Annotated in this window: 19 protein-coding genes; all 19 read left to right on the forward strand. The window is 45.9% G+C overall.

The window, feature by feature from the left end; genetic code table 11:
• The first annotated feature begins 87 nt into the window (after nt 1-87).
• The 19 genes from BR62_RS0116200 to miaB all read left to right on the forward strand — a co-directional run bounded on the left by BR62_RS0116200 (nt 88) and on the right by miaB (nt 22,487).
• Entirely contained in the window at nt 88-1,317 is a 1,230-nt protein-coding gene (locus BR62_RS0116200) for a bacillibactin exporter BcbE (RefSeq protein ID WP_032871502.1), read from the forward strand.
• A 106-nt stretch (nt 1,318-1,423) separates the two neighbouring features.
• Nucleotides 1,424-1,879: a MarR family winged helix-turn-helix transcriptional regulator gene (locus tag BR62_RS0116205; protein WP_003154157.1), complete on the forward strand. Its 456-nt coding sequence runs from the start codon at nt 1,424-1,426 to the stop codon at nt 1,877-1,879.
• Nucleotides 1,879-4,998 carry an MMPL family transporter gene (locus tag BR62_RS0116210; protein ID WP_032871506.1) on the forward strand — a complete coding sequence of 1,040 codons (3,120 nt, stop codon included), beginning with the start codon at nt 1,879-1,881 and terminating at the stop codon, nt 4,996-4,998. Before BR62_RS0116205 ends, BR62_RS0116210 begins: the two co-directional genes overlap by 1 nt.
• A 151-nt stretch (nt 4,999-5,149) precedes the next feature.
• The gene (gene yfmF, locus BR62_RS0116215) at nt 5,150-6,430 is read left to right on the forward strand and encodes an EF-P 5-aminopentanol modification-associated protein YfmF (protein WP_007409816.1); all 1,281 of its coding nucleotides are present in this window, start codon (nt 5,150-5,152) and stop codon (nt 6,428-6,430) included.
• Nucleotides 6,427-7,713: an EF-P 5-aminopentanol modification-associated protein YfmH gene (yfmH, locus tag BR62_RS0116220; RefSeq protein WP_007409817.1), complete on the forward strand. Its 1,287-nt coding sequence runs from the start codon at nt 6,427-6,429 to the stop codon at nt 7,711-7,713. Before yfmF ends, yfmH begins: the two co-directional genes overlap by 4 nt.
• 59 nt (nt 7,714-7,772) lie before the next feature.
• Nucleotides 7,773-8,501 carry an elongation factor P 5-aminopentanone reductase gene (gene ymfI / locus BR62_RS0116225; protein ID WP_007409818.1) on the forward strand — a complete coding sequence of 243 codons (729 nt, stop codon included), beginning with the start codon at nt 7,773-7,775 and terminating at the stop codon, nt 8,499-8,501.
• Between the two features lie 75 nt (nt 8,502-8,576).
• The gene (locus BR62_RS0116230) at nt 8,577-8,834 is read left to right on the forward strand and encodes a DUF3243 domain-containing protein (protein ID WP_003154150.1); all 258 of its coding nucleotides are present in this window, start codon (nt 8,577-8,579) and stop codon (nt 8,832-8,834) included.
• 127 nt (nt 8,835-8,961) lie between these two features.
• Nucleotides 8,962-9,753 carry a DUF3388 domain-containing protein gene (locus tag BR62_RS0116235; RefSeq protein ID WP_007409819.1) on the forward strand — a complete coding sequence of 264 codons (792 nt, stop codon included), beginning with the start codon at nt 8,962-8,964 and terminating at the stop codon, nt 9,751-9,753.
• An 18-nt stretch (nt 9,754-9,771) separates the two neighbouring features.
• Complete coding sequence (locus BR62_RS0116240) at nt 9,772-10,668, forward strand: helix-turn-helix domain-containing protein (RefSeq protein ID WP_007409820.1); 897 nt, start codon at nt 9,772-9,774, stop codon at nt 10,666-10,668.
• A gap of 72 nt (nt 10,669-10,740) precedes the next feature.
• A complete protein-coding gene (gene pgsA, locus BR62_RS0116245) occupies nt 10,741-11,322 on the forward strand; it encodes a CDP-diacylglycerol--glycerol-3-phosphate 3-phosphatidyltransferase (protein ID WP_007409821.1) in 582 nt (193 codons plus the stop codon).
• 17 nt (nt 11,323-11,339) lie between these two features.
• Entirely contained in the window at nt 11,340-12,590 is a 1,251-nt protein-coding gene (locus BR62_RS0116250) for a competence/damage-inducible protein A (protein ID WP_007409822.1), read from the forward strand.
• 170 nt (nt 12,591-12,760) lie between these two features.
• Nucleotides 12,761-13,804 (forward strand): recombinase RecA, encoded by a 1,044-nt coding sequence (gene recA, locus BR62_RS0116255; RefSeq protein WP_003154145.1) that lies wholly within the window; start codon nt 12,761-12,763, stop codon nt 13,802-13,804.
• A 167-nt stretch (nt 13,805-13,971) separates the two neighbouring features.
• A complete protein-coding gene (locus BR62_RS0116260) occupies nt 13,972-15,153 on the forward strand; it encodes a serine hydrolase domain-containing protein (protein ID WP_007409824.1) in 1,182 nt (393 codons plus the stop codon).
• A gap of 292 nt (nt 15,154-15,445) precedes the next feature.
• Nucleotides 15,446-17,005, forward strand: a complete 1,560-nt coding sequence (rny, locus tag BR62_RS0116265) for a ribonuclease Y (protein WP_003154140.1) — start codon at nt 15,446-15,448, stop codon at nt 17,003-17,005.
• 60 nt (nt 17,006-17,065) lie between these two features.
• Nucleotides 17,066-17,860 (forward strand): TIGR00282 family metallophosphoesterase, encoded by a 795-nt coding sequence (locus BR62_RS0116270; protein ID WP_003154137.1) that lies wholly within the window; start codon nt 17,066-17,068, stop codon nt 17,858-17,860.
• Nucleotides 17,861-18,059: 199 nt separating this feature from the next.
• A complete protein-coding gene (gene spoVS / locus BR62_RS0116275) occupies nt 18,060-18,320 on the forward strand; it encodes a stage V sporulation protein SpoVS (protein WP_003154135.1) in 261 nt (86 codons plus the stop codon).
• 257 nt (nt 18,321-18,577) lie between these two features.
• Nucleotides 18,578-19,624, forward strand: a complete 1,047-nt coding sequence (gene tdh, locus BR62_RS0116280) for an L-threonine 3-dehydrogenase (RefSeq protein ID WP_032871509.1) — start codon at nt 18,578-18,580, stop codon at nt 19,622-19,624.
• Nucleotides 19,625-19,636: 12 nt separating this feature from the next.
• Nucleotides 19,637-20,815 (forward strand): glycine C-acetyltransferase, encoded by a 1,179-nt coding sequence (locus BR62_RS0116285; RefSeq protein WP_113629803.1) that lies wholly within the window; start codon nt 19,637-19,639, stop codon nt 20,813-20,815.
• Between the two features lie 142 nt (nt 20,816-20,957).
• Entirely contained in the window at nt 20,958-22,487 is a 1,530-nt protein-coding gene (gene miaB, locus BR62_RS0116290; RefSeq protein WP_007409828.1) for a tRNA (N6-isopentenyl adenosine(37)-C2)-methylthiotransferase MiaB, read from the forward strand.
• Nucleotides 22,488-22,489: the final 2 nt, after the last annotated feature.

Below are 22,489 nucleotides of genomic sequence, written 5' to 3' on the forward strand. Positions count from 1 at the left end.
TTTTATTTGCCGTTTCAGTACATACTTTGTTTTCTGCAAGGCACAATAAAACAGGAAACAACCAAGTATAGTGAATGGGTGAATAAGTTGAGTAAGAAGAAAAATGGAACGAAAAATATCATTGCTCTGGCTTCTGTACCGCTCGTGATGACACTCGGGAATTCCATGCTGATTCCTGTGCTTCCGATGATTGAAAAGAAGCTGTCCATATCGTCTTTTCAAGTATCGTTAATTATAACGGTCTATTCGATTGTGGCGATTATTTGTATTCCGATTGCCGGATATCTGTCCGATAAATTCGGAAGAAAAAAGATTCTTCTGCCTTGTCTTCTCATAGCCGGTGCGGGCGGAGCGCTTGCCGCGATAGCTTCCACCGCGTTCAAGCATCCTTATCCCATTATCTTGGCGGGGCGGGTGCTGCAGGGAATCGGTTCGGCAGGGGCGGCTCCTGTAGTGATGCCGTTTATCGGTGATTTATTCAAAGGGGATGATGAGCGGATTACCGCGGGGCTCGGCGATATTGAGACGTCTAACACTGCCGGGAAAGTAATAAGCCCGATTCTCGGTTCGCTCTTGGCTGCATGGTTTTGGTTTATGCCATTTTGGTTCATTCCGTTTTTTTCGCTCATCAGTTTTTTTCTCGTATTGTTTTTGGTGGCAAAGCCGGAGGAACAAAAAGAAGCGCCTTCTATTTCCGAATTTGTGAAAAATGTCGGCCGCATATTTAAGCGTGACGGACGCTGGCTCTTTACGGTTTTTATCATCGGCTGCGTGATTATGTTTTTGCTGTTCGGGGTTCTTTTTTATTTATCAGACTCACTGGAGAAGAAATACGGCATTGACGGTGTGGCTAAAGGAGCGCTTTTGGCAATCCCGCTTTTATTTCTATCCGTCAGTTCATATATAGCAGGCAGGAAAATCGGAAAAGACCAAGGCAAAATGAAGTTTTGCATCGTTTTCGGAATGAGTGCCGTGACACTGTCGTTTATCGGCCTATGGTGGAATCACAGTTTTTATTTATTATTTATCTTTTTGTGTGTCAGCGGTATCGGTATCGGAATGGCATTGCCGGCTTTAGACGCTGTCATCACAGAAGGCGTAGACAACGAGGAATCGGGAACCATTACCTCATTTTATAACAGCATGCGGTTTATCGGAGTAGCGGCGGGACCGCCGATCTTTGCTGCCCTGATGTCAAATGCAGGCTGGCTGATTTTTATTTTATCCGCTTTTTGCGGCATTGTGTCTGTATTTTTAGCGCTGTTAAATATCTCATCACAAGCAAAAGAAAAAAAGGAATCATTAAAGACGGTGTAATCTGCACTGTCTTTCTTTATTTTATTTTGAAGATTGACATGATACCGTCAAGTCGTTATCCTTTTTAATAGTTAAACATATTAACTATCGGAAGGAGGGGGAAAAGGTGCATGAAGAAAAAGTAAAGCAGCTGATTCAGCGTTATTCCGATGTATACCTGCACGTCTTAAAAAAAATTGACAGCATTATCGCTGAAAAAGTGAACAAAGAACTGACATTGGATCAATATTACATCCTCCGCTATATTATGCTCAATCCCGATTGCAAATCAATTGAACTGGCCGCGGTGTGCCACGTCAATAAAAGCGCCATTACATCTATGACGAACCGCCTGTATGAAAAAGGCTACATCAATAGAGAACGCAGCCAAAGCGACCGCCGGAGCATACTTTTAAATGTCACGGAAAAGGGGACGGAAGTATTTCACCGTGTGGAGCGGCGGATTGAGGAACTCGTCCGATCATATATTATGTATTTTGATGAAGACGAGGCGGAGATGTTCGTGAATACATATGAAAAATTATATCGATTGATGATGACTGAGGAGGATCAGCAGACATAATGAAAAACATTATCCGAGCCCGCTGGATCATCGCCGCGGTGTGGGTCGCCGCAACGGTGATATTTATGCTTACAGCGCCTGATATGGCTGAATTGACACGGGAGAAAGGGCAGATTTCCGTACCGGACGGATATTCCTCTTCTTACGCCCATGAATTGCTTGATGAAATGTCTGATTCCGATGCACCGTCTTCTTCTGCCGTCATCGTATTTCACGAAAAAGGCTTAATGACAGACAAAAAAGATCGTCTGGAAGAAGCCGTCAGCACTTTGTCTGAACATAAAAAAGCGCTTCAGATTAAAACGGTGACTTCATACTTCGGGGAGAAAAATGACGACATTAAAAAACAGCTGCTGTCAAAAGACAGACAAACGATGCTCGTTCAGCTGCAGCTTGATACATCCAAAAACGATATCATCGAAATAAAAAATAAAATTGATAAAGAGCTGAAACCGTACGGCGTATCATACGGCATTACAGGCCAATCGCTGATCGACGAAGATGTGTTAAAAAGCTCACAGGACGGCTTGAAAAAGACTGAATATATAACGGTCGCTTTTATCCTGATCGTGCTGATCCTTGTATTTCGGTCAGTGGTCGCTCCGTTCGTGCCGCTTTTATCAGTATTGATATCTTATTTAGTCAGCCAGTCGATTGTCGCATTTTTAGTCGATCAGCTGAATTTTTCGCTCTCAACTTTTACGCAGATTTTTATGGTTGCGATTATGTTCGGGATCGGCACAGACTACTGCATTCTGCTTCTCAGCAGATTTAAAGAAGAACTGTCGCATGGCGCTGACATAAAAGAAGCGATCGTCGTCACCTACAAAACGGCCGGAAAGACGGTTTTGTACAGCGGCGGTGCGGTGCTGATCGGATTTGCCTGCATCGGATTTGCGACATTTAAGCTGTATCAGTCGGCAGCGGCCGTTGCGGTCGGTGTCGCGGTGCTGCTGCTTGCGCTCATGACGATCGTGCCGTTTTTTATGGCTGTTTTAGGAAAAAGCCTGTTTTGGCCTGTTAAGGGCGATATTTCGCATCCTCAAAGCAAAGCATGGGAAACGTCAGGGCGGTTTTCATTTAAAAGGCCGCTCATCAGTCTTGCAATCGTTGCGGTATTCACCGTCCCGCCTATCCTTCTTTACAAAGGTTCGCTGTCTTACAACAGTCTTGACGAAATCGGGGATAAATATGAATCCGTGCGCGCGTTTCATACGATTTCAGACGCATTCGGCCCGGGAGAACTTCTTCCGGCCACAGTCGTCATCAAAAATGATGAGACATTAAATACCGAAAAACACCTGATTGATATCGAAAAAATCAGCAGAGAACTTGAAAAAACAGAGGGTGTAAAAACGGTCAGAAGCGCCACGCGCCCTGCTGGAAACGGATTGAATCAATTATTTGTCACAAATCAGGCAAAGCAGCTTCAAGAAGGGCTTGATAAAGGCAATACAGGACTTGAAAAAATCACGGACGGATTAGGGCATGCCGCAAAGTCGTTAGCTGATTCACAGCCGCAGATCGAAGAGTCGGGGAAAAGCGTCAATCAGCTTATTGACGGAACATTGTCTCTGAAATCCGGGCTTTCTGATATAGGAGAAAACCTGAATAAACTGCAGGCTGGCGTGAACGAGAATAAAGCCGGCGTCGCCCAGATGAGAAAGCAGATTGAAGAGCAAAAACAAATGCTGACTTCACAGCTCAAACAAAACAGCGGTCTCGCTTCAGAAACGCAAAACGCTTTAAAATTGGTAAAAACCGTCCTGCCGATGAAAGATGAAGCCAGCAGACAGCTTGCCGATTTGAACAAGCAGCTTGCCCGGCTGCCGTTTGCAAAATTGGAAGCGTCAATACCGTCAGTCAAAACCGATCCCTCTTACCAAGAAATCAAATCGGCCTTTACGGGTGTACAGTCAGCCGTTTCCAAGGCAAACGCGGATGCAAAAGCGTTTTCTAAACAGGTCGACAGTCAAAAGGCTCATCTGCAGCAAGCGGAAAAACAATTTGCCCGACTGGCAGCCGCTCAGAAGAAGATTGACACTCAAATTAACGCAATGATCAATGGTCTGACCAGTATTGAAAACGGTCTGCAGCAAGTGTCAGACGGACAGGGGGCTCTCGCGGGACAAATGCCGCGCCTTGAATCGGCGGCAGGACAGCTCGCGGAGGGCCAGAAAAAAATGAAGAGCGGTCTCGGTGATTTTTCTTCCCGGCTCAGCGATCTTTCTTCAGGCCTTAACGATAGTGTAAAAGGGCTTAAGAAAGTATCAAGCGGCATGATGGGGGCGAATGATTACCTGGGTGAGCTTCACAAGGCGTCAGACAAAGAAATGACAGGCTGGTTTGTGCCGAAAGACGCGTTGACAAACAGTGATTTCACAAGCGTGTTTAATACGTACATGTCAGATGACAGAAAAACGACAGAATTGACCGTCGTTCTTGATAACAATCCTTACTCAAATACGGCCATTCAAGATATTCAAGCGATCAAAGCGAGCGTAAAAAGGGCCATTCCGAACACGGATCTGAAGAATGCCTCTTTCGGCGTTTCGGGAGTCTCCAGCATGAATGCCGATCTGAAAGAAGTATCGGATTCAGACTTCAAACGGACGGCCATGTTTATGCTGGCGGGAATTTTTCTGATTCTCATCGTGATGCTGCGCTCCCTCATTATGCCTGTTTATTTAGTGGCGTCGCTCGTACTGACGTATTTCGCATCCATCGGCGTGACGGAATACATCTTTACACACTTCTTCGGGTATCCGGGCGTAAACTGGGCCGTGCCGTTCTTCGGCTTTGTCATTTTGATGGCTCTAGGCGTGGATTATTCCATCTTTTTAATGGACCGCTTTAATGAGCTTAAAAAAGAAGGAACGGAACCCGCAATGATCAGCAGTATGAAAAATATGGGTTCCGTCATCATTTCTGCAGCCATTATTTTAGCGGGAACCTTTGCGGCCATGCTGCCGTCAGGCGTTCTTTCCTTATTACAGATTGCAACCGTGGTATTAACAGGCCTTCTCATGTACGCAATTGTCGTCCTTCCGTTTTTTGTACCGGTCATGGTGAAAATATTCGGAAGAGCCAACTGGTGGCCTTTCAATTTGAAAAAATAACGTTCAATGACTCTGCCTGTTTTCGGGCAGAGGTTTTTTGTTTCCTTATAAATCCTCCAGTTGATATAATTACATCTGCGCACTCTTTTTTGCGAATGCTGAAATTTGGTCATAATACATACTATGAAAGAATGAACGAAGGAGGTTTCACATGACTTACGTAAATGAAATGAAGTCAAAGCACGGCGGGATCACCGCCCACATCGTAAAGACCGAGAAATTTAAAACCGTTTCGCTGACGTTTAAAATGCTGGCTCCTTTAACGAAAGAGCTCGTAACAAAAAGGGCGCTGTTTCCGCATGTGCTTCTGCGCGGAACAGAAAGCCGCCCGAAAACCGCTGATCTGCGGTCTTATTTTGATGAGCTGTACGGCACATCCGTTTCAGCTGATCTGACAAAAAAGGGAGAACGTCATGTCATTACGTTCAGACTTGAGATTCCTAATGAAAAGTATCTGAAGGACCGCACACCGTTATTGGAAAAAGGCCTTCAGCTTTTATCAGAGCTTGTCTTTTCGCCCGCTTTGGAAAACGGCGCCTTCCTGCCCCTTTATGTCACGCAGGAAAAACGGACGCTTAAACAGCGGATTCAAGCCGTATATGATGATAAGATGAGATATTCTAATCTGCGTCTCGTTCAGGAAATGTGCAAAAGCGAACCGTATGCCCTTCACGTCAACGGTGAGTTCGATGATGTTGAACACATTACACCGCATGATTTGTATGAAGCCTATCAAAAAGCCATACGCGAAGATCAGCTGGACCTGTACGTCATCGGCGATGTTGATACAGATCAGGTGGAAACGGCCGTTGATACGTATTTTAAAACGGAAGAACGGAAGCTGCAGCCTTTTGAAAGAAGCGCGGCGAATGAACAGCCCGATCCGAAGGAAGTCATTGATGAAGAGGACGTCAAGCAGGGCAAGCTGAATATCGGATTCCGGACCAATACGACATATACAGATCCGGATTATCCGGCATTGCAGGTGTTTAACGGGCTGTTCGGGGGGTTCTCTCATTCAAAGCTGTTTATAAATGTCCGTGAAAAAGCGAGCCTCGCCTATTATGCAGCCTCAAGGGTGGAAAGTTTCAAAGGGCTTTTGATGGTCATGTCGGGCATTGAGGTGAAAAATTACAAGCAGGCCGTCACCATCATTGAAGAACAGTTTCAGGCTATGCAAAACGGTGACTTTTCAGAAGATGATATCGCCCAAACGAAAGCCGTTATTAAAAATCAAGTATTAGAAACCATTGATACGGCATACGGTTTAGCGGAATTTCTGTATCAGCAGGCCTCAGCCCAAGTAGAGATACCGATCGAAAGATTCCTTGACAATATCGAGAAAGTGACAAAAGAGGACATTATCAATGTCGGAAAGAACATTAAGCTGGATACGACTTATTTCTTAAAAGGGACGGGGGGAGCATCTTGACTAAACCGATAAACTTCGAACAGCTTCAGGAAACGCTGTATCATGAAAAAATGGCAAACGGCCTTGATGTCTATGTGCTGCCGAAACAGGGTTTTAATAAAACATACGCCGTGTTTACGACAAAGTACGGTTCCATTGACAATCAATTCGTTCCTTTAAATAAGGAAGAAATGGTACACGTCCCTGACGGAATCGCGCATTTTCTGGAGCATAAACTGTTTGAAAAAGCGGACGGCGACGTGTTTCAGGACTTCAGTAAGCAGGGGGCGTCGGCAAATGCCTTTACATCATTTACACGAACCGCTTATCTGTTCTCCAGCACTTCTAATGTGGAGAAAAACCTGGAAACACTCGTGGATTTTGTTCAGGACCCGTATTTCACGGAAAAATCAGTTGAAAAAGAAAAAGGCATCATCGGCCAGGAAATCAATATGTATGATGATAATCCGGATTGGCGGCTGTTTTTCGGCCTTATCGAAAATATGTATAAAGACCACCCCGTGAAAATTGACATTGCCGGAACGGTGGAGAGCATCTCACATATTACGAAAGATCTGCTGTATGAGTGCTACGAAACGTTTTATCACCCGAGCAATATGCTGCTCTTTATCGTCGGTCCCGTAGATCCTGAAGCGGTCATCAGCCAGGTGCGGAAAAACCAGGAGAAAAAGCCGTTTACAGACCAGCCCGAAATCAAACGTGAAGAAGTTCAGGAGCAGGAAGCGGTTTTCCGCCGGGAGCAGGAATTAAAAATGAACGTGCAAGGCTCAAAATGTCTTGTCGGCTTAAAGGCGAAAGACCCTTATAAAACGGGGCAGGAGCTGTTGAAGCACGAGCTCAGCATGAACCTCATGCTTGAATGTCTCTTCGGAAAAAGCTCACCGCATTACGGTGACTTGTACGACAAAGGCTACATTGATGAAACTTTCAGCTTTGATTACACGGCTGAATACGGATTCGGTTTTGCCTCTGTCGGAGGAGATACACCGGAGCCGGATAAGCTCGCTGACGAATTAAAACACATGCTGCTTGATGCAGAATCAGCCGTGACTGCGGAAAAACTTGATCTTGCGAGAAAAAAGAAGATCGGGTCATTCTTAAAAGCGCTCAATTCGCCTGAATATATCGCCAACCAATTCACACGCTACGCCTTTTTAGATATGAGTCTGTTTGATGTCGTAACCGTACTGGAGCAGATTACGCTGGATGACGTAAAGCGGGTCATTAAAGAAGAACTATCAGAAGACAGGCTGACAGTCTGCAAAGTCGTGCCAAAATCATAACAAAAACATCCCTCACGCCCTGAGGGATGTTTTTCTGGGGAAAGAAGGAGTATTGATTGATGAAACAGACAGCGCTCGTAACCGGAGCAAGCGGCGGAATCGGACAAAGTATAAGTGAAGTCCTCGCAAAAAACGGGTATGACGTCCTTTTGCATTATCATTCTAATAAGGAAGCCGCACACAGGCTTGCGGAAAGGCTGAGCGCATCATTCGGCGTAAAAGCCTCCGTTGTTCAGGCGGATCTGTCCTCACCGGATGGCGCGGAGACACTCAGCCGTTCCGTTAAGCAGCCTGTGGATGCTCTGATATTAAACAGCGGCAAAAGTCATTTCGGCCTGATTACGGACGTTACGGATGACACGGCGCGGGAGATGGTGCAGCTGCATGTAACGAGTCCGTTTCTTTTGGCGCGTAATCTGATGCCCGGCATGATCCGGAAAAAAAGCGGGGGCATCGTCGCGATCGGTTCCGTCTGGGGAGAAACAGGCGCATCGTGCGAGGTATTATACAGCATGGTCAAGGGAGCGCAGCATTCGTTCGTCAAAGCGCTTGCCAAAGAGCTTGCTCCGAGCGGCGTCCGCGTGAATGCAGTCTCGCCGGGTGCCGTTGATACAAATATGCTTGATCAGTTCACGTCTGATGAAAAAGAAGCGTTGGCAGAGGAAATTCCCGCGGGCCGGCTGGCAAAGCCGGAGGAAATCGCCGAAGCGGCGGCCTTTTTATTATCGGACAAGGCTTCCTATATTACGGGGCATATATTATCCGTAAACGGCGGCTGGCACTGCTGAAAAAAATGTGTGTATAGTTTGCATCTGTACGGACAAAATAATTTTGTAACAACAGATGAAATGGAGGAACCCAACATGTCAGTATTAGAAAACTGGGATAATTGGAAGAATTTCCTTGGCGACAGATTGAACTATGCGCAGGAAAAAGGGATGAGTGATGAAACGATCACTGACCTCGCTACAGAAATCGGCGGTTACCTTGCGAACGAAGTCGACTCGAAAAACCATCAGGAAAAAGTGCTTGCTGATCTTTGGAGCGTTGCTTCTGAAGATGAACAGCGCGCCATCGCAAATATGATGGTGAAGCTTGTTGAAAATAACAGCACTCATTAAGAGGGGGGATTTCTCCTCTCTTTTTTTATGTTTTCCTCTATAGAGCAACATTCTTCTTTCTAATTAGAGAAAAATGTTTTATGATAAAGGAAGGTAAAAATTTGCCACAATGGAGGGGGTATATCATTTGGCAAAGCTCGAATGGTATTTTGAATATGAAATTCAAGTGAACCGCCCCGGCCTGCTCGGGGATATTTCATCTCTTCTCGGGATGCTGTCAATTAATATTGTCACAATTAACGGTGTCGACCTTTCCAGAAGGGGAATGCTGCTCAGATGCCGGCATATAGATCAAATTAAACGATTGGAATCAATTTTAAAAACAATGGAGACCATTAAAGTAACGAAGCTGAGAGAACCGAGGCTTCGCGACCGTCTCGCAGTCCGCCACGGAAGATACATTCAGCGTGATGCCGATGACAAAAAAACCTTCCGTTTTGAAAGGGACGAGCTCGGTCTTCTGGTTGACTTTATGGCCGAGCTGTTTAAAAAAGAAGGACACAAACTGATCGGAATCCGGGGAATGCCGAGGGTCGGAAAAACGGAGTCCATCGTTGCGTCAAGCGTTTGTGCCAGCAAAAGATGGCTTTTCGTATCATCAACGCTGCTAAAACAAACGATCCGGAGCCAGCTGGTTGCCGATGAATACAGCACGGAAAACGTGTTTATCCTCGACGGCATCGTTTCGACAAGACGGGGATCTGAGCGCCATCTTCAGCTCGTCAGTGAAATTATGCGGCTTCCGGCGACAAAGGTCGTGGAGCACCCCGATATTTTTGTTCAAAATTCGGAGTATACGCTCGATGATTTCGATTATATTATCGAACTCAGAAATGATCCTGACGAAGTTATTACATATGAACATGCAGAAGAACCGCAAATATTTGATCAGACCGGTTTTTCAAGCTTTGATTTTTAATATTGGAAGGTGTTTGTTGTGACAGAATTAGCAATCCGGCTTAAAGAAGCCAGAGAGGAAAAAGGGATGTCATTGGATGAACTCCAGGCGGCGACGAAAATTCAGAAAAGATACTTAACCGCTCTGGAAGAAGGCAATTATGACGTCATTCCCGGCAATTTTTATGTGCGGGCGTTTATCAAGCAATACGCTGAAGCTGTCGGGCTTGATTCAGATCAGTTATTTGAAGAATATAAAAAAGACATCCCTAACACGTACCATGACGATGTGTCGGAAAAAATCTCCGGTCTCGCCATGCAAAGGGAGCTTCCTAAGTCCGCTTCAAAGGCGGCGGAATGGCTTCCGACCGTCCTTGTCGTCATCGGTGTCATTATCGTCATCGCGATCATTTATGCGATTATTCAGCTCGGAATGAGCAAATCCGGGCAGACAGACGGAGATAAGGCCGTCACCCAAAGTGAGAGCAAGTATGAGATTCCTAAGGATTCTGCGCTGAAAAACGACGGCAATACAAATGACGAAGCGCAATCTGACAGCAAAAAAGACAAAAAGGACACAAAAGCGTCAGAGCAGAAGAAAGAAAAAAGCAGTGAAAAGACGGAGATCAAAGCGGCCGGAACGGAAGGCTCGGCTTCTTCATACAACGTCTCCGGGGCAGATAAGTATAAGCTTGAACTGATTGCTTCTGACAGCGCATGGATCCGCGTCCGTGATGACAGCGGCGGTTCTTTAAAAGAAGGAACGCTGCAAAAAGGCGAAACCTTTAAAAAAGACGTCACGGATCAAAAGCAGATTGAAATCCGCACGGGCTATGCCCCTAACCTGAAAATTAAAATCAACGGAGAGGTTCTGTCCTATGAACTCAATCCGCATGATGTGATGGCGCAGACCATCACAATCAAGATGAAAAAATAAAAGGGGAAAAGTCATCTGAACGATTAAGATGACTTTTTCTTCACGTCCGAGTACATATATTGGAGGGGCTTTATGTTTAACTTACCGAATAAAATCACACTGGCAAGAATCGCTTTAATTCCTGTATTTATGATTATCATGCTTGTTCCTTTTCAGTGGGGCAGCGTTCATATAGGGGATGAATCGATTCCGGTCGCGCATCTTACGGGAGCTGTTTTGTTCATTATCGCATCAACGACTGACTGGGTGGATGGCTACTACGCCAGAAAACTGAACCTCGTGACAAATTTCGGGAAATTTTTAGATCCGCTGGCTGACAAACTGCTGGTGTCCGCGGCATTAATTACGCTTGTGCAGTTTGACCTTGCGCCGGCGTGGATGGTCATCATCATCATCAGCCGCGAATTTGCCGTAACGGGATTAAGACTTGTGCTGGCGGGAACGGGGGAAGTTGTAGCCGCCAATATGCTGGGGAAAATTAAAACATGGGCTCAGATCATCGCTGTTGCCGCGCTTTTGCTGCATAATCTTCCGTTTGAGCTCGTTTCTTTCCCGTTCGGCGATATCGCTTTATGGGTGGCCGTGCTCTTCACAGTCATTTCCGGCTGGGATTATTTTGCGAAGAACTGGGATGCGTTAAAAACATCTAACTAAGAAAGAAGGACTTAAAGATGGAAATAGCAAAAAAAGCAGAAATCATTGCAGTCGGCTCGGAGCTTCTGCTCGGCCAGATCGCCAATACGAACGCGCAGTTTATCAGTAAAGAGCTGGCGGAAATCGGTGTAAACGTGTTTTATCATACCGCTGTCGGTGACAATCCGGAGCGGCTTAAGCAAGTCATCCGCATTGCCGAAGAGCGCTCAGACCTGATTATTTTTTCAGGCGGCCTCGGACCGACCAAGGACGATTTGACGAAAGAAACCATTGCAAACACACTGGGGCGCCCGCTCGTTCTGAATGACGAAGCGTTCCGGTCGATCGAAGAATATTTCGCGAAAACAAAACGGACCATGTCGCCGAATAACCGCAAACAGGCGCTCGTCATTGAGGGCTCAGACGTTTTGGCGAATCATTTCGGCATGGCGCCGGGAATGCTTGCAGAGCACGGCTCAAGGCTTTATATGCTGCTTCCCGGGCCGCCGAGCGAGCTGCGTCCGATGTTTGAAAATGAAGCGAAGCCGCTGCTTCTTAAAAAGCTCGGTTCTAATGAGAAAATCGTTTCAACCGTGCTGCGGTTTTTCGGAATCGGTGAATCCCAGCTTGAAGCTGATTTAGAAGATATCATTGATGCGCAGACGAACCCGACGATTGCCCCGCTCGCTGCTGACGGAGAGGTCACGCTGCGTTTAACGGCGAAACATGCCGACGAAAAAGAAACAGAACGGCTTTTAAAAGAAACGGAAGCCGCCATTTTAGAACGTGTCGGTGAATTTTTCTACGGATATGATGATACGTCTCTGGTGAAGGAGCTTTCAAAAGCATGCAGACAAAACGGAATTACGATTTCTTCTGCCGAAAGCTTTACAGGCGGCCTGTTTTCAGAGTGGGTGACTGATTTAAGCGGTGCGTCTCAACTATTTGCAGGGGGCGTTGTCTGCTATTCCGACAGCGTGAAACAGCATGTGCTCGGCGTGAAAGCTGAGACGCTCGCAGAAAGCGGAGCGGTCAGCAAAGAGTGTGCGAAAGAGCTTGCAGCCGGTGTGAGAAAGCTGACCGGAAGCGATATCGGCATCAGCTTTACCGGGGTTGCGGGTCCCGACCCGCAGGAAGGGCATGCGCCGGGCCGCGTCTTTATCGGCATTTCAGCGGAAGGAAAAGAAGAGGTGCACGAATTTAACTTTGCCGGCTCAAGAACCGGGATCAGAAAGCGCGCCGCTAAATACGGCTGCCATCTCATTTTAAAAATGCTGGATCAAAAATAAAGTTTTAAAGAGCCGTTTTCTCTGATTTTTAAGTTTTATAAGGGAAATTATGCTCTTTTGCAGAAAAGCGAACGCGGAAAAAATCCGAATATGCGTTCGCTTTTTTCTTGGCAAATGCCAGTAAACAAGGTATAGTATATGTAGTGGCAAGATAAAGGAGGAAAAAATAAATGAGTGATCGTCAGGCAGCCTTAGATATGGCTCTTAAGCAAATAGAAAAACAATTCGGCAAAGGTTCCATCATGAAGCTCGGAGAAAAAACAGATACAAGAATTTCAACGGTGCCAAGCGGTTCCCTTGCACTTGATACCGCTCTCGGAATAGGCGGATACCCGCGCGGACGGATTATTGAAGTATACGGACCTGAAAGCTCAGGTAAAACGACTGTAGCGCTTCACGCAATCGCTGAGGTTCAGGAAAAAGGCGGACAGGCAGCATTTATTGATGCTGAGCATGCTCTTGATCCTGTTTACGCGCAAAAGCTCGGTGTCAATATCGAAGAGCTTCTGCTTTCTCAGCCGGATACGGGAGAGCAGGCGCTAGAGATTGCTGAAGCGCTGGTGCGAAGCGGAGCTGTTGATATCGTGGTCGTTGACTCTGTTGCGGCGCTTGTTCCAAAAGCTGAAATTGAAGGTGACATGGGTGATTCACACGTCGGTTTACAGGCGCGTCTCATGTCTCAGGCGCTCCGAAAGCTTTCCGGCGCCATCAATAAATCTAAAACAATCGCAATCTTTATTAACCAGATTCGTGAAAAAGTCGGCGTTATGTTCGGAAATCCGGAGACGACACCGGGCGGCCGCGCGCTGAAATTCTATTCTTCCGTGCGCCTTGAAGTGCGCCGTGCCGAGCAATTAAAGCAGGGCAACGACGTGATGGGGAATAAAACGAGAATTAAAGTCGTAAAAAACAAAGTCGCTCCTCCGTTCCGTACGGCTGAAGTGGACATTATGTACGGTGAAGGAATCTCCAAAGAAGGGGAAATCATCGACCTTGGAACTGAACTGGATATCGTGCAAAAAAGCGGTTCGTGGTATTCTTATGAAGAAGAACGTCTCGGTCAGGGCCGTGAAAACGCCAAGCAGTTCTTAAAAGAAAATAAAGACATCATGCTGATGATTCAGGAACAAATCCGTGAATATTACGGTTTAGACAATAACGGTGTAACGGACAAAGCGGAAGAAGTTCAGGAAGAGATGGAATTAGAAGAATAAAAACACGATCAAAAGAGCGGAATAAGCAATTTCCGCTCTTTTTTTGTGTGTTTCAAAAAAACACTGGCTGTTTCGGAAAATTTTATCTGGAATGTTACAACTTTTTTCACCCTTCACTCGTCTAACATCATGGCGAAAGTTGAAATTATATCTGAGGAGGAAAAAAGATGACGAGCCCCCGCCGCACAAGAATAAATAAAAAAAGAAAGAAGAAGCTGATGAAAACGGGAGGGCTGTTTCTTTTTCTGCTGCTTGTCACTGTTTTTATTATGATCTGGACCGTCACAGCGCATCACCGGGAGAAGGAATCCGTTAAAAACGCTCCCGCCGCTCAATCTGATACTTCAAAAGACCAGACTCAACAGAAAAAAGAAAAGACGCAAAAAGAGAAAACACCTAAATCAATCGATCACAATAAACAGATCAGCAATTACTTGCAACAGATCGGGTTCAGCGGCACAGCAATGATCGTAAAAGATGGAAAAGTTGTGCTGAAAAAAGGCTTTGGCTATGCGGACCGAAAACAAAAAATTAAAAACAATCCGGAGACATCATATTATATCGGTTCTTCACAAAAAGCGTTAATCGCGACGGCTGTCCTGCAGCTTGAAGAAAAAGGGCTGCTGCAGACGAGTGACCCCGTCAGTACATACTTGCCGAATTTTCCTAACGGCACGCGCATTACATTGAAAAACCTGCTCAATCATACGTCCGGCATAAACGGGCATATTGAGGGACAGGGACCGATTTCTCCAATTGATTTAATCAAGGATATAGAATACCGCGGAATTAAACGGCAGCCCGGGGTTTGGGATTACAGGGATTCCAACTATTCAGTGCTTGCTTATATCGTATCTCAGGTCAGCGGGGAGTCTTATGAACAATATATAAAAGAACACGTGTTCAAACCGGCCGGAATGAAGCATGCCGGATTTTACAAAACATTTGCCAAAGCCAAATATCCTGCCGTCGGCTACAAAGTCGATGAGAGCGGCAGTCTTGTAACGCCGCACCTTTTGGACTTATCGCAGCTGTACGGGGCGGGCGACATGTATATGAGCGCTGAAGATCTCTATAAATTTGATAAAGCGATCGTAAACGGCACGCTCCTTTCAAAAGAAAGCTTCACAAAAATGTTTACAGCAGGAAGCAGTGCCGCTTACGGCATGGGGTTTTACATTGATCCGGGAAGCTATTCCAATCACGGTGTTATGCCCGGTTACAACATTTTGAACAGCTTCAGCCATTCGGCAAGCAAATATGTCATATTACTGTCAAACATTCAGAATAACGCCAAATTAGGACAGGTAAACAATAGAATTTACCAATTGCTTAACCAGCCGGACTGACAGAGCCGTCATTCACGAAAAGCGGATTAAGGTATGGTATGATATATACATGGGCGAAGATCCGAGCTGAAGGCGAATCGTTAAGCTGGCAAGCTTGACAAGTATTTCCGACACAATTACAATGAAGTTGTAACATTTGTTTTTTTAACATGATTGTTAAACCATTTAAACTTGACAAGGGCATGAGAGACTCATTCCCTGTGAAGGTTCTGTATGTTGAGAAAATCACACAATGTACATGCCGGCACTTATTTAAGCAAAAACCAAGTTCATAGCAAGAGGAGGTGAAAGTATGACCCCAATGACGGTTCTCATCTCCATTTTGCTGACTCTGCTCGGTTTAGTTGTTGGCTACTATGTTCGTAAAACCATTGCCGAAGCAAAGATTGCGGGCGCACGCGGTGCTGCCGAGCAAATCCTTGAAGATGCAAAGCGTGATGCTGAAGCACTGAAAAAAGAAGCTCTGCTTGAAGCAAAGGACGAAATCCATACACTTCGAATAGATGCTGAACAGGAAGTTCGTGAAAGACGAAATGAGCTTCAAAAACAAGAAAACCGTTTACTTCAAAAAGAAGAAAATCTTGACCGTAAACATGAAGGAATTGATAAACGGGAAGCGATGTTGGAGAAGAAAGATCATTCTCTGAATGAACGACAACAACATATTGAAGAGATGGAAAGCAAAGTGGATGAGATGATTCGTATGCAGCAGTCAGAACTCGAACGCATTTCGAGCCTGACACGGGATGAAGCGAAACAAATCATTCTTGACCGGGTTGAAAATGAGCTTTCACATGACATCGCCATCATGACAAAAGAAACCGAAAACCGTGCGAAAGAAGAGGCAGATAAAAAGGCGAAAAACATTCTGTCGCTTGCTTTGCAGCGCTGTGCAGCAGATCATGTTGCCGAAACGACGGTATCGGTCGTCAATCTTCCGAATGATGAGATGAAAGGACGTATCATCGGCCGTGAAGGGCGTAACATTCGTACGCTTGAAACGCTTACAGGTATTGACCTGATTATTGATGACACACCTGAAGCAGTCATTCTTTCCGGATTTGATCCGATCAGACGGGAGACGGCAAGAATCGCTCTTGATAAACTCGTTCAGGATGGCCGTATTCACCCGGCGCGCATTGAAGAAATGGTTGAAAAATCCCGCCGTGAGGTAGATGACTATATCCGGGAAATGGGTGAGCAGACGACGTTTGAAGTCGGCGTTCACGGCCTCCACCCGGATCTGATCAAGATCCTCGGCCGGTTGAAATTCCGTACAAGCTACGGGCAGAACGTACTGAAACATTCTATGGAAGTTGCGTTTTTAGCAGGTTTAATGGCTTCCGAGCTTGGAGAAGATGCAAAGCTTGCCAAGCGGGCCGGTCTTCTGCATGACATCGGAAAAGCAATTGACCATGAAGTGGAAGGAAGCCACGTGGAAATCGGAGTGGAGCTTGCGACCAAATATAAAGAGCATCCAGTCGTCATTAACAGTATTGCGTCACACCACGGAGACGAAGAGCCGACTTCCATTATCGCCGTTTTGGTCGCTGCCGCTGATGCACTGTCAGCCGCAAGACCGGGCGCGAGAAGTGAAACGCTCGAAAACTATATCCGCAGACTTGAAAAGCTTGAAGAAATCTCCGAGTCTTACGAAGGTGTTGAAAAATCATTTGCGATTCAGGCCGGCCGTGAAGTTCGCATCATGGTGAAGCCGGACTCCATTAATGATTTAGAAGCCCATCGTTTGGCACGTGATATCCGTAAACGAATTGAGGACGAGCTTGATTATCCGGGCCACATTAAAGTGACCGTAATCAGAGAAACTCGAGCCGTAGAGTATGCAAAATAAAGTGATGCTTAGCGCATCACTTTATTTTTTTGAGTCCCTGAAAAGGAAGGAATGGAATGTATGAGAATTTTATTTATCGGAGATGTTGTCGGTTCCCCGGGCCGCGACATGGTAAAAGAATATGTCCCGAAACTGAAAGCGAAACATAAACCGCATTTTACAATTATTAACGGAGAAAATGCAGCACACGGAAAAGGACTGACAGAAAAGATCTACCACAGCCTGATGGAAGCGGGAGCAGATGCCATTACAATGGGAAACCATACGTGGGATAAAAGAGAGATCTTCGACTTTATTGATGATGTGCCGCATCTTGTCCGGCCGGCGAATTTCCCGGAAGGTACGCCGGGCAAAGGCATTACCTATATTAAATCGAACGGAAAAGAGCTTGCCGTCATTAACTTACAGGGGCGGACGTTTCTTCCGCCGCTTGATGATCCGTTTGCTAAAGCGGATGAATTAATAGAAGAAGCGAAAAAGCGCACGCCGTACATTTTTATTGATTTTCACGCCGAAGCGACAAGCGAAAAAATTGCGATCGGCTGGTACACAGACGGAAGAGCCTCTGCCGTGGTAGGCACCCATACACACGTGCAAACGGCAGATAACCGCATTTTGCCGAAAGGAACGGCATATATTACTGATGTAGGCATGACGGGTCCGTACGACGGAATTCTCGGTATGGACAGAGAAACGGTCATCAAGCGGTTTAAAACCAATCTTCCTGTCCGGTTTACGGTGGCGGAAGGTAAAACTACGCTGAGCGGAGTGCTCATTGACATCGACGATCAAACGAAAAAGGCCGTAAATATCGAACGGATATTAATCAATGATGACCATATGTTCTTTGAATAGGTGATCATGTGTTTATTTTATAAAAATATTAAAAGGAAAAGCAGGAATATAGCAACTTCTTAGTGAATATAGTAAAAATGGAAGGTAGCCCGCTATTTTTGAAAAGCATTGTGGGGATGGCTTTTTGGATAGCAACATCTAATAATGATTGTTCTAATGAACACTCACTTATCCATTGTAAAACTAAGGGGGAGCAGAAATGGAAATCTTAAAAGTTTCAGCAAAATCAAGTCCAAATTCAGTAGCAGGCGCGCTTGCCGGTGTATTGAGGGAACGCGGAGCCGCCGAAATTCAAGCAATTGGGGCGGGTGCCTTAAATCAGGCTGTTAAAGCGGTTGCGATTGCCAGAGGCTTTGTCGCGCCAAGCGGCGTAGATTTGATTTGTATTCCGGCTTTTACAGATATACAGATTGACGGAGAAGAAAGAACGGCGATTAAGTTAATCGTCGAACCCCGTTAAAAACAAAAACATGATATTCTCAACCTGCTTGCGTAAGGCGAGCGGGTTGTTTTTATTGTTGTCATATTTTCTCACAATATTATATTGATAGTACGAAGAGATGATAAATGGCTTTATTCATATAATATTCAAAAAAAATCCCGCCCATTTTTCCGGACGGAAGCAGTTGTTTTCTTGGAGTGGACACTGGTATTTACCTCCTTTTTATATCATGTTACAATCCAGTTATTACAGTGTTTTTTCGAGGAGGAGTGTACGTGTTGGGAGGAAAGATGAAAGCTATCGTCAAAAATGAAAACGCTTTCGGAGCAACTCTGAAAGAAATTCCCATACCTTCCATTAATGAGAATGAAGTTCTCATTAAAGTACAGGCCGCATCTATATGCGGTACAGATGTGCATATTTATAATTGGGATCAATGGGCGCAGAAACGAATCAAAACACCTCAAGTATTCGGACATGAATTCAGCGGTATCGTAGCGGAAACGGGCAAGCACGTCACAAATGTCAAAATAGGTGACTACGTTTCGGCTGAAACCCACTTCGTCTGCGGTACTTGTGTCCCTTGTTTAACAGGAAAACATCATGTGTGCACCCATACAAAGATCCTCGGCGTAGATACAGCCGGTTCCTTCGCTGAATATGTCAAAGTGCCGGCTCGAAATGTTTGGAAAAATCCCGCTGATATGGACCCCGCCGTCGCTTCTGTTCAAGAGCCGCTTGGCAACGCGGTGCATACAGTGCTGGAAAGCAGCCAGCTTGCGGGCGGTTCCGCTGCAATTATCGGCTGCGGACCGATCGGGCTGATGGCGGTGGCGGTGGCTAAAGCGGCCGGTGCATCCCGTATTGCGGCCATTGATAAAAATGATTACAGGCTGGCTCTTGCGAAGAAATTGGGAGCCACGATCACCATTTCAGCTGATAAGGAAGATCCGCTTGAGGTGATCGACACTTTAACAGGCGGAGAAGGGATCGACCTTGTCTGCGAAATGTCAGGCCACCCGGCAGCTATAACACAAGGATTAAAGATGGCGGCCAACGGGGGAAGGTTCCACATGCTGAGTCTGCCGGAACGTCCGGTGACGGTTGACCTGACAAATGACGTGGTGTTTAAAGGACTTACCGTCCAAGGCATCACAGGCAGAAAAATGTTTGAAACATGGCGGCAGGTATCGCACCTGCTTGAATCCGGCCTTGTTGATCTGACGCCGGTGATCACGCATCAGTTTCCGCTTGAAGACTTTGAAAAAGGGTTTGACCTGATGAGAAAGGGCCAGTGCGGCAAAGTCATTTTGATTCCATAAGGGGAGGATTCTATAATGAAAGAATTTGAATTTCTAAAAGCCGAGCTTGATAAAATGAAAGAAAATAAAACGTGGCAGCAAATGAAACAAATTGAAACGAAGCAGGGTCCGTCGGTAGAAGTCAAAGGGGAAAACGTGATACAGCTTTCATCGAACAATTATCTCGGTTTGACGTCGCATCCAAGGCTTGTCGAAGCGGCCAAACGCGCCGCGGAAGAATTCGGAGCGGGTACGGGGTCCGTCCGGACAATCGCCGGAACATTCACAATGCACAATGAGCTGGAGAAAAAATTGGCAAACTTTAAAAAAACAGAAGCGGCACTTGTTTTTCAATCGGGGTTCACAACGAATCAGGGTGTCCTATCAAGCATTCTTACAAAAGAGGATATCGTGATCTCTGACGAACTGAACCATGCTTCCATCATTGACGGGATCAGGCTGACGAAAGCAGATAAAAAGGTGTACCGCCATGTTGATATGGACGATTTGGAAAGGGTGCTGAAAAAATCAATGAATTACCGCATGCGCCTGATCGTCACCGACGGCGTATTCTCAATGGACGGCAACATCGCTCCTTTGCCTGACATCGTCAAACTTGCAGAGGCGTACGATGCCTTTGTGATGGTCGACGACGCGCATGCTTCCGGCGTACTCGGAAAAAACGGAAGGGGAACGGTTAATCACTTCGGGCTTGACGGAAGAGTCCACATACAGGTGGGCACATTAAGCAAAGCCATCGGAGTGCTTGGCGGTTATGCCGCAGGGTCGCAGGTTCTGATCGATTACCTGCGCCATAAAGGGCGTCCTTTCTTATTCAGCACTTCTCATCCGCCTGCGGTAACGGCCGCATGCATAGAAGCCATTGACGTCCTGCTGGAAGAGCCTGAGCATATGGAAAAGCTATGGGAGAACACGGCGTATTTCAAAGACAGACTGGTTCAAATGGGGCTGACCCTCACAAAAAGCGAAACACCGATCGTGCCGATATTAATAGGGGAGGAAGAAAAAGCCCAGGCATTATCAGACCTTTTATTGACCCGCGGCGTGTTTGCACAAAGCATCGTGTATCCGACGGTCGCCCAAGGAAAAGCGAGAATCCGCACCATTATTACGGCGGAGCATACAAAAGAGGAGCTTGACCGGGCCCTGGAAGTAATCCGTTCAGCCGCAAAAGAGCTTCAGCTTGTGTAAGGGGGAAATGATTCCCTCTTTTTTATTTCTTATTGATTCTTATTCTCAATAAGGTGTACAATAATAGGCTGGCGGTTGTGCCAAACGCTTTTAACCAGTATACTTGAGGGTGGAAGTTTCGGTTGAAAGGAGACATTCGAACATGAATGAAAAGCAAAAGCAGGAAAGCGGACAAGTGAATCCGGCGGACAAAACATCCGAAAAGGATTACAGCAAGTATTTTGAAGCCGTATATATTCCGCCTTCTTTAAAAAATGCGAAAAAACGGGGCAAAGAATCCGTTCAATATCATAACGATTTTAAAATCTCAGAAGAATTTAAAGGCCTCGGTGAAGGCAGGAAATTTTATATCCGCACGTACGGATGCCAAATGAACGAGCATGATACGGAAGTCATGGCGGGTATTTTTATGGCGCTCGGTTATGAAGCGACAAATTCGGTTGATGACGCGAACGTTATTTTATTAAACACTTGCGCTATCCGGGAAAATGCTGAAAACAAAGTGTTCGGCGAGCTCGGCCATTTAAAGGCGCTCAAAAAAAATAACCCGGACTTGATTCTCGGCGTCTGCGGCTGCATGTCACAGGAAGAATCAGTCGTAAACCGCATCCTTAAGAAGCACCCGTTTGTCGATATGATTTTCGGCACGCACAACATTCACCGTCTGCCGGAACTGTTATCAGAGGCATATTTATCAAAAGAGATGGTCATTGAAGTGTGGTCGAAGGAAGGGGATGTCATTGAAAACCTTCCGAAAGTCCGCAACGGAAAAATTAAAGGCTGGGTCAACATTATGTACGGCTGTGACAAGTTCTGCACATACTGCATCGTACCGTATACCCGCGGAAAAGAACGAAGCCGCCGTCCTGAGGAAATTATCCAGGAAGTCAGAAGACTTGCAAGCGAAGGTTATAAAGAAATCACACTGCTCGGTCAAAACGTGAATGCGTACGGAAAAGATTTTGAGGATATGACGTACGGTCTCGGTGATTTAATGGACGAACTGCGTAAAATTGATATTCCGAGAATCCGATTCACGACGAGTCATCCGCGTGACTTTGATGATCATCTGATCGAAGTGCTCGCCAAAGGCGGCAACCTTCTTGACCATATCCATCTTCCGGTTCAATCAGGAAGCTCAGCGATGTTAAAAATGATGGCGCGCAAATATGACAGAGAACGCTATCTGGAGCTTGTCGGAAAAATTAAAGCAGCGATGCCAAACGCTTCACTGACGACCGATATTATTGTCGGTTTTCCGAATGAAACCGATGAACAATTTGAAGAAACGCTTTCGTTATATCGCGAAGTGGAATTTGACAGCGCATATACGTTTATTTACTCTCCTCGTGAAGGCACGCCGGCAGCGAAGATGAAAGACAATGTTCCGATGAGGGTCAAGAAAGAACGTCTTCAGCGCCTCAATGATTTGGTGAAAGAAATTTCAGCCAAAAAAATGAAGGAATATGAAGGCAGGACTGTCGAAGTATTAGTTGAGGGAGAAAGCAAAAATAACCCTGACATTCTTGCCGGCTATACGGAAAAAAGCAAGCTCGTCAACTTCAAAGGGCCGAAAGACGCCATCGGCAAGATTGTACGCGTCAAAATCGAACAGGCGAAAACATGGTCGCTTGACGGTGTGATGGCAGGAGAAGCAATCGAGGTGAAATAATA

The organism is Bacillus sp. UNC69MF (assembly GCF_000746035.1).
GTDB classification, from domain to species: Bacteria; Bacillota; Bacilli; order Bacillales; family Bacillaceae; genus Bacillus; species Bacillus velezensis.

Excerpts from the sequence above, each read along its gene's own strand:
- BR62_RS0116210 (WP_032871506.1), top strand. The coding sequence starts at position 1,879 with ATGAAAAACATTATCCGAGCCCGCTGGATCATCGCCGCGGTGTGGGTC.
- yfmF (WP_007409816.1), top strand. The coding sequence starts at position 5,150 with ATGACTTACGTAAATGAAATGAAGTCAAAGCACGGCGGGATCACCGCC.
- ymfI (WP_007409818.1), top strand. The coding sequence starts at position 7,773 with ATGAAACAGACAGCGCTCGTAACCGGAGCAAGCGGCGGAATCGGACAA.
- BR62_RS0116230 (WP_003154150.1), top strand. The coding sequence starts at position 8,577 with ATGTCAGTATTAGAAAACTGGGATAATTGGAAGAATTTCCTTGGCGAC.
- pgsA (WP_007409821.1), top strand. The coding sequence starts at position 10,741 with ATGTTTAACTTACCGAATAAAATCACACTGGCAAGAATCGCTTTAATT.
- BR62_RS0116250 (WP_007409822.1), top strand. The coding sequence starts at position 11,340 with ATGGAAATAGCAAAAAAAGCAGAAATCATTGCAGTCGGCTCGGAGCTT.
- recA (WP_003154145.1), top strand. The coding sequence starts at position 12,761 with ATGAGTGATCGTCAGGCAGCCTTAGATATGGCTCTTAAGCAAATAGAA.
- BR62_RS0116260 (WP_007409824.1), top strand. The coding sequence starts at position 13,972 with ATGACGAGCCCCCGCCGCACAAGAATAAATAAAAAAAGAAAGAAGAAG.
- rny (WP_003154140.1), top strand. The coding sequence starts at position 15,446 with ATGACCCCAATGACGGTTCTCATCTCCATTTTGCTGACTCTGCTCGGT.
- BR62_RS0116270 (WP_003154137.1), top strand. The coding sequence starts at position 17,066 with ATGAGAATTTTATTTATCGGAGATGTTGTCGGTTCCCCGGGCCGCGAC.
- spoVS (WP_003154135.1), top strand. The coding sequence starts at position 18,060 with ATGGAAATCTTAAAAGTTTCAGCAAAATCAAGTCCAAATTCAGTAGCA.
- miaB (WP_007409828.1), top strand. The coding sequence starts at position 20,958 with ATGAATGAAAAGCAAAAGCAGGAAAGCGGACAAGTGAATCCGGCGGAC.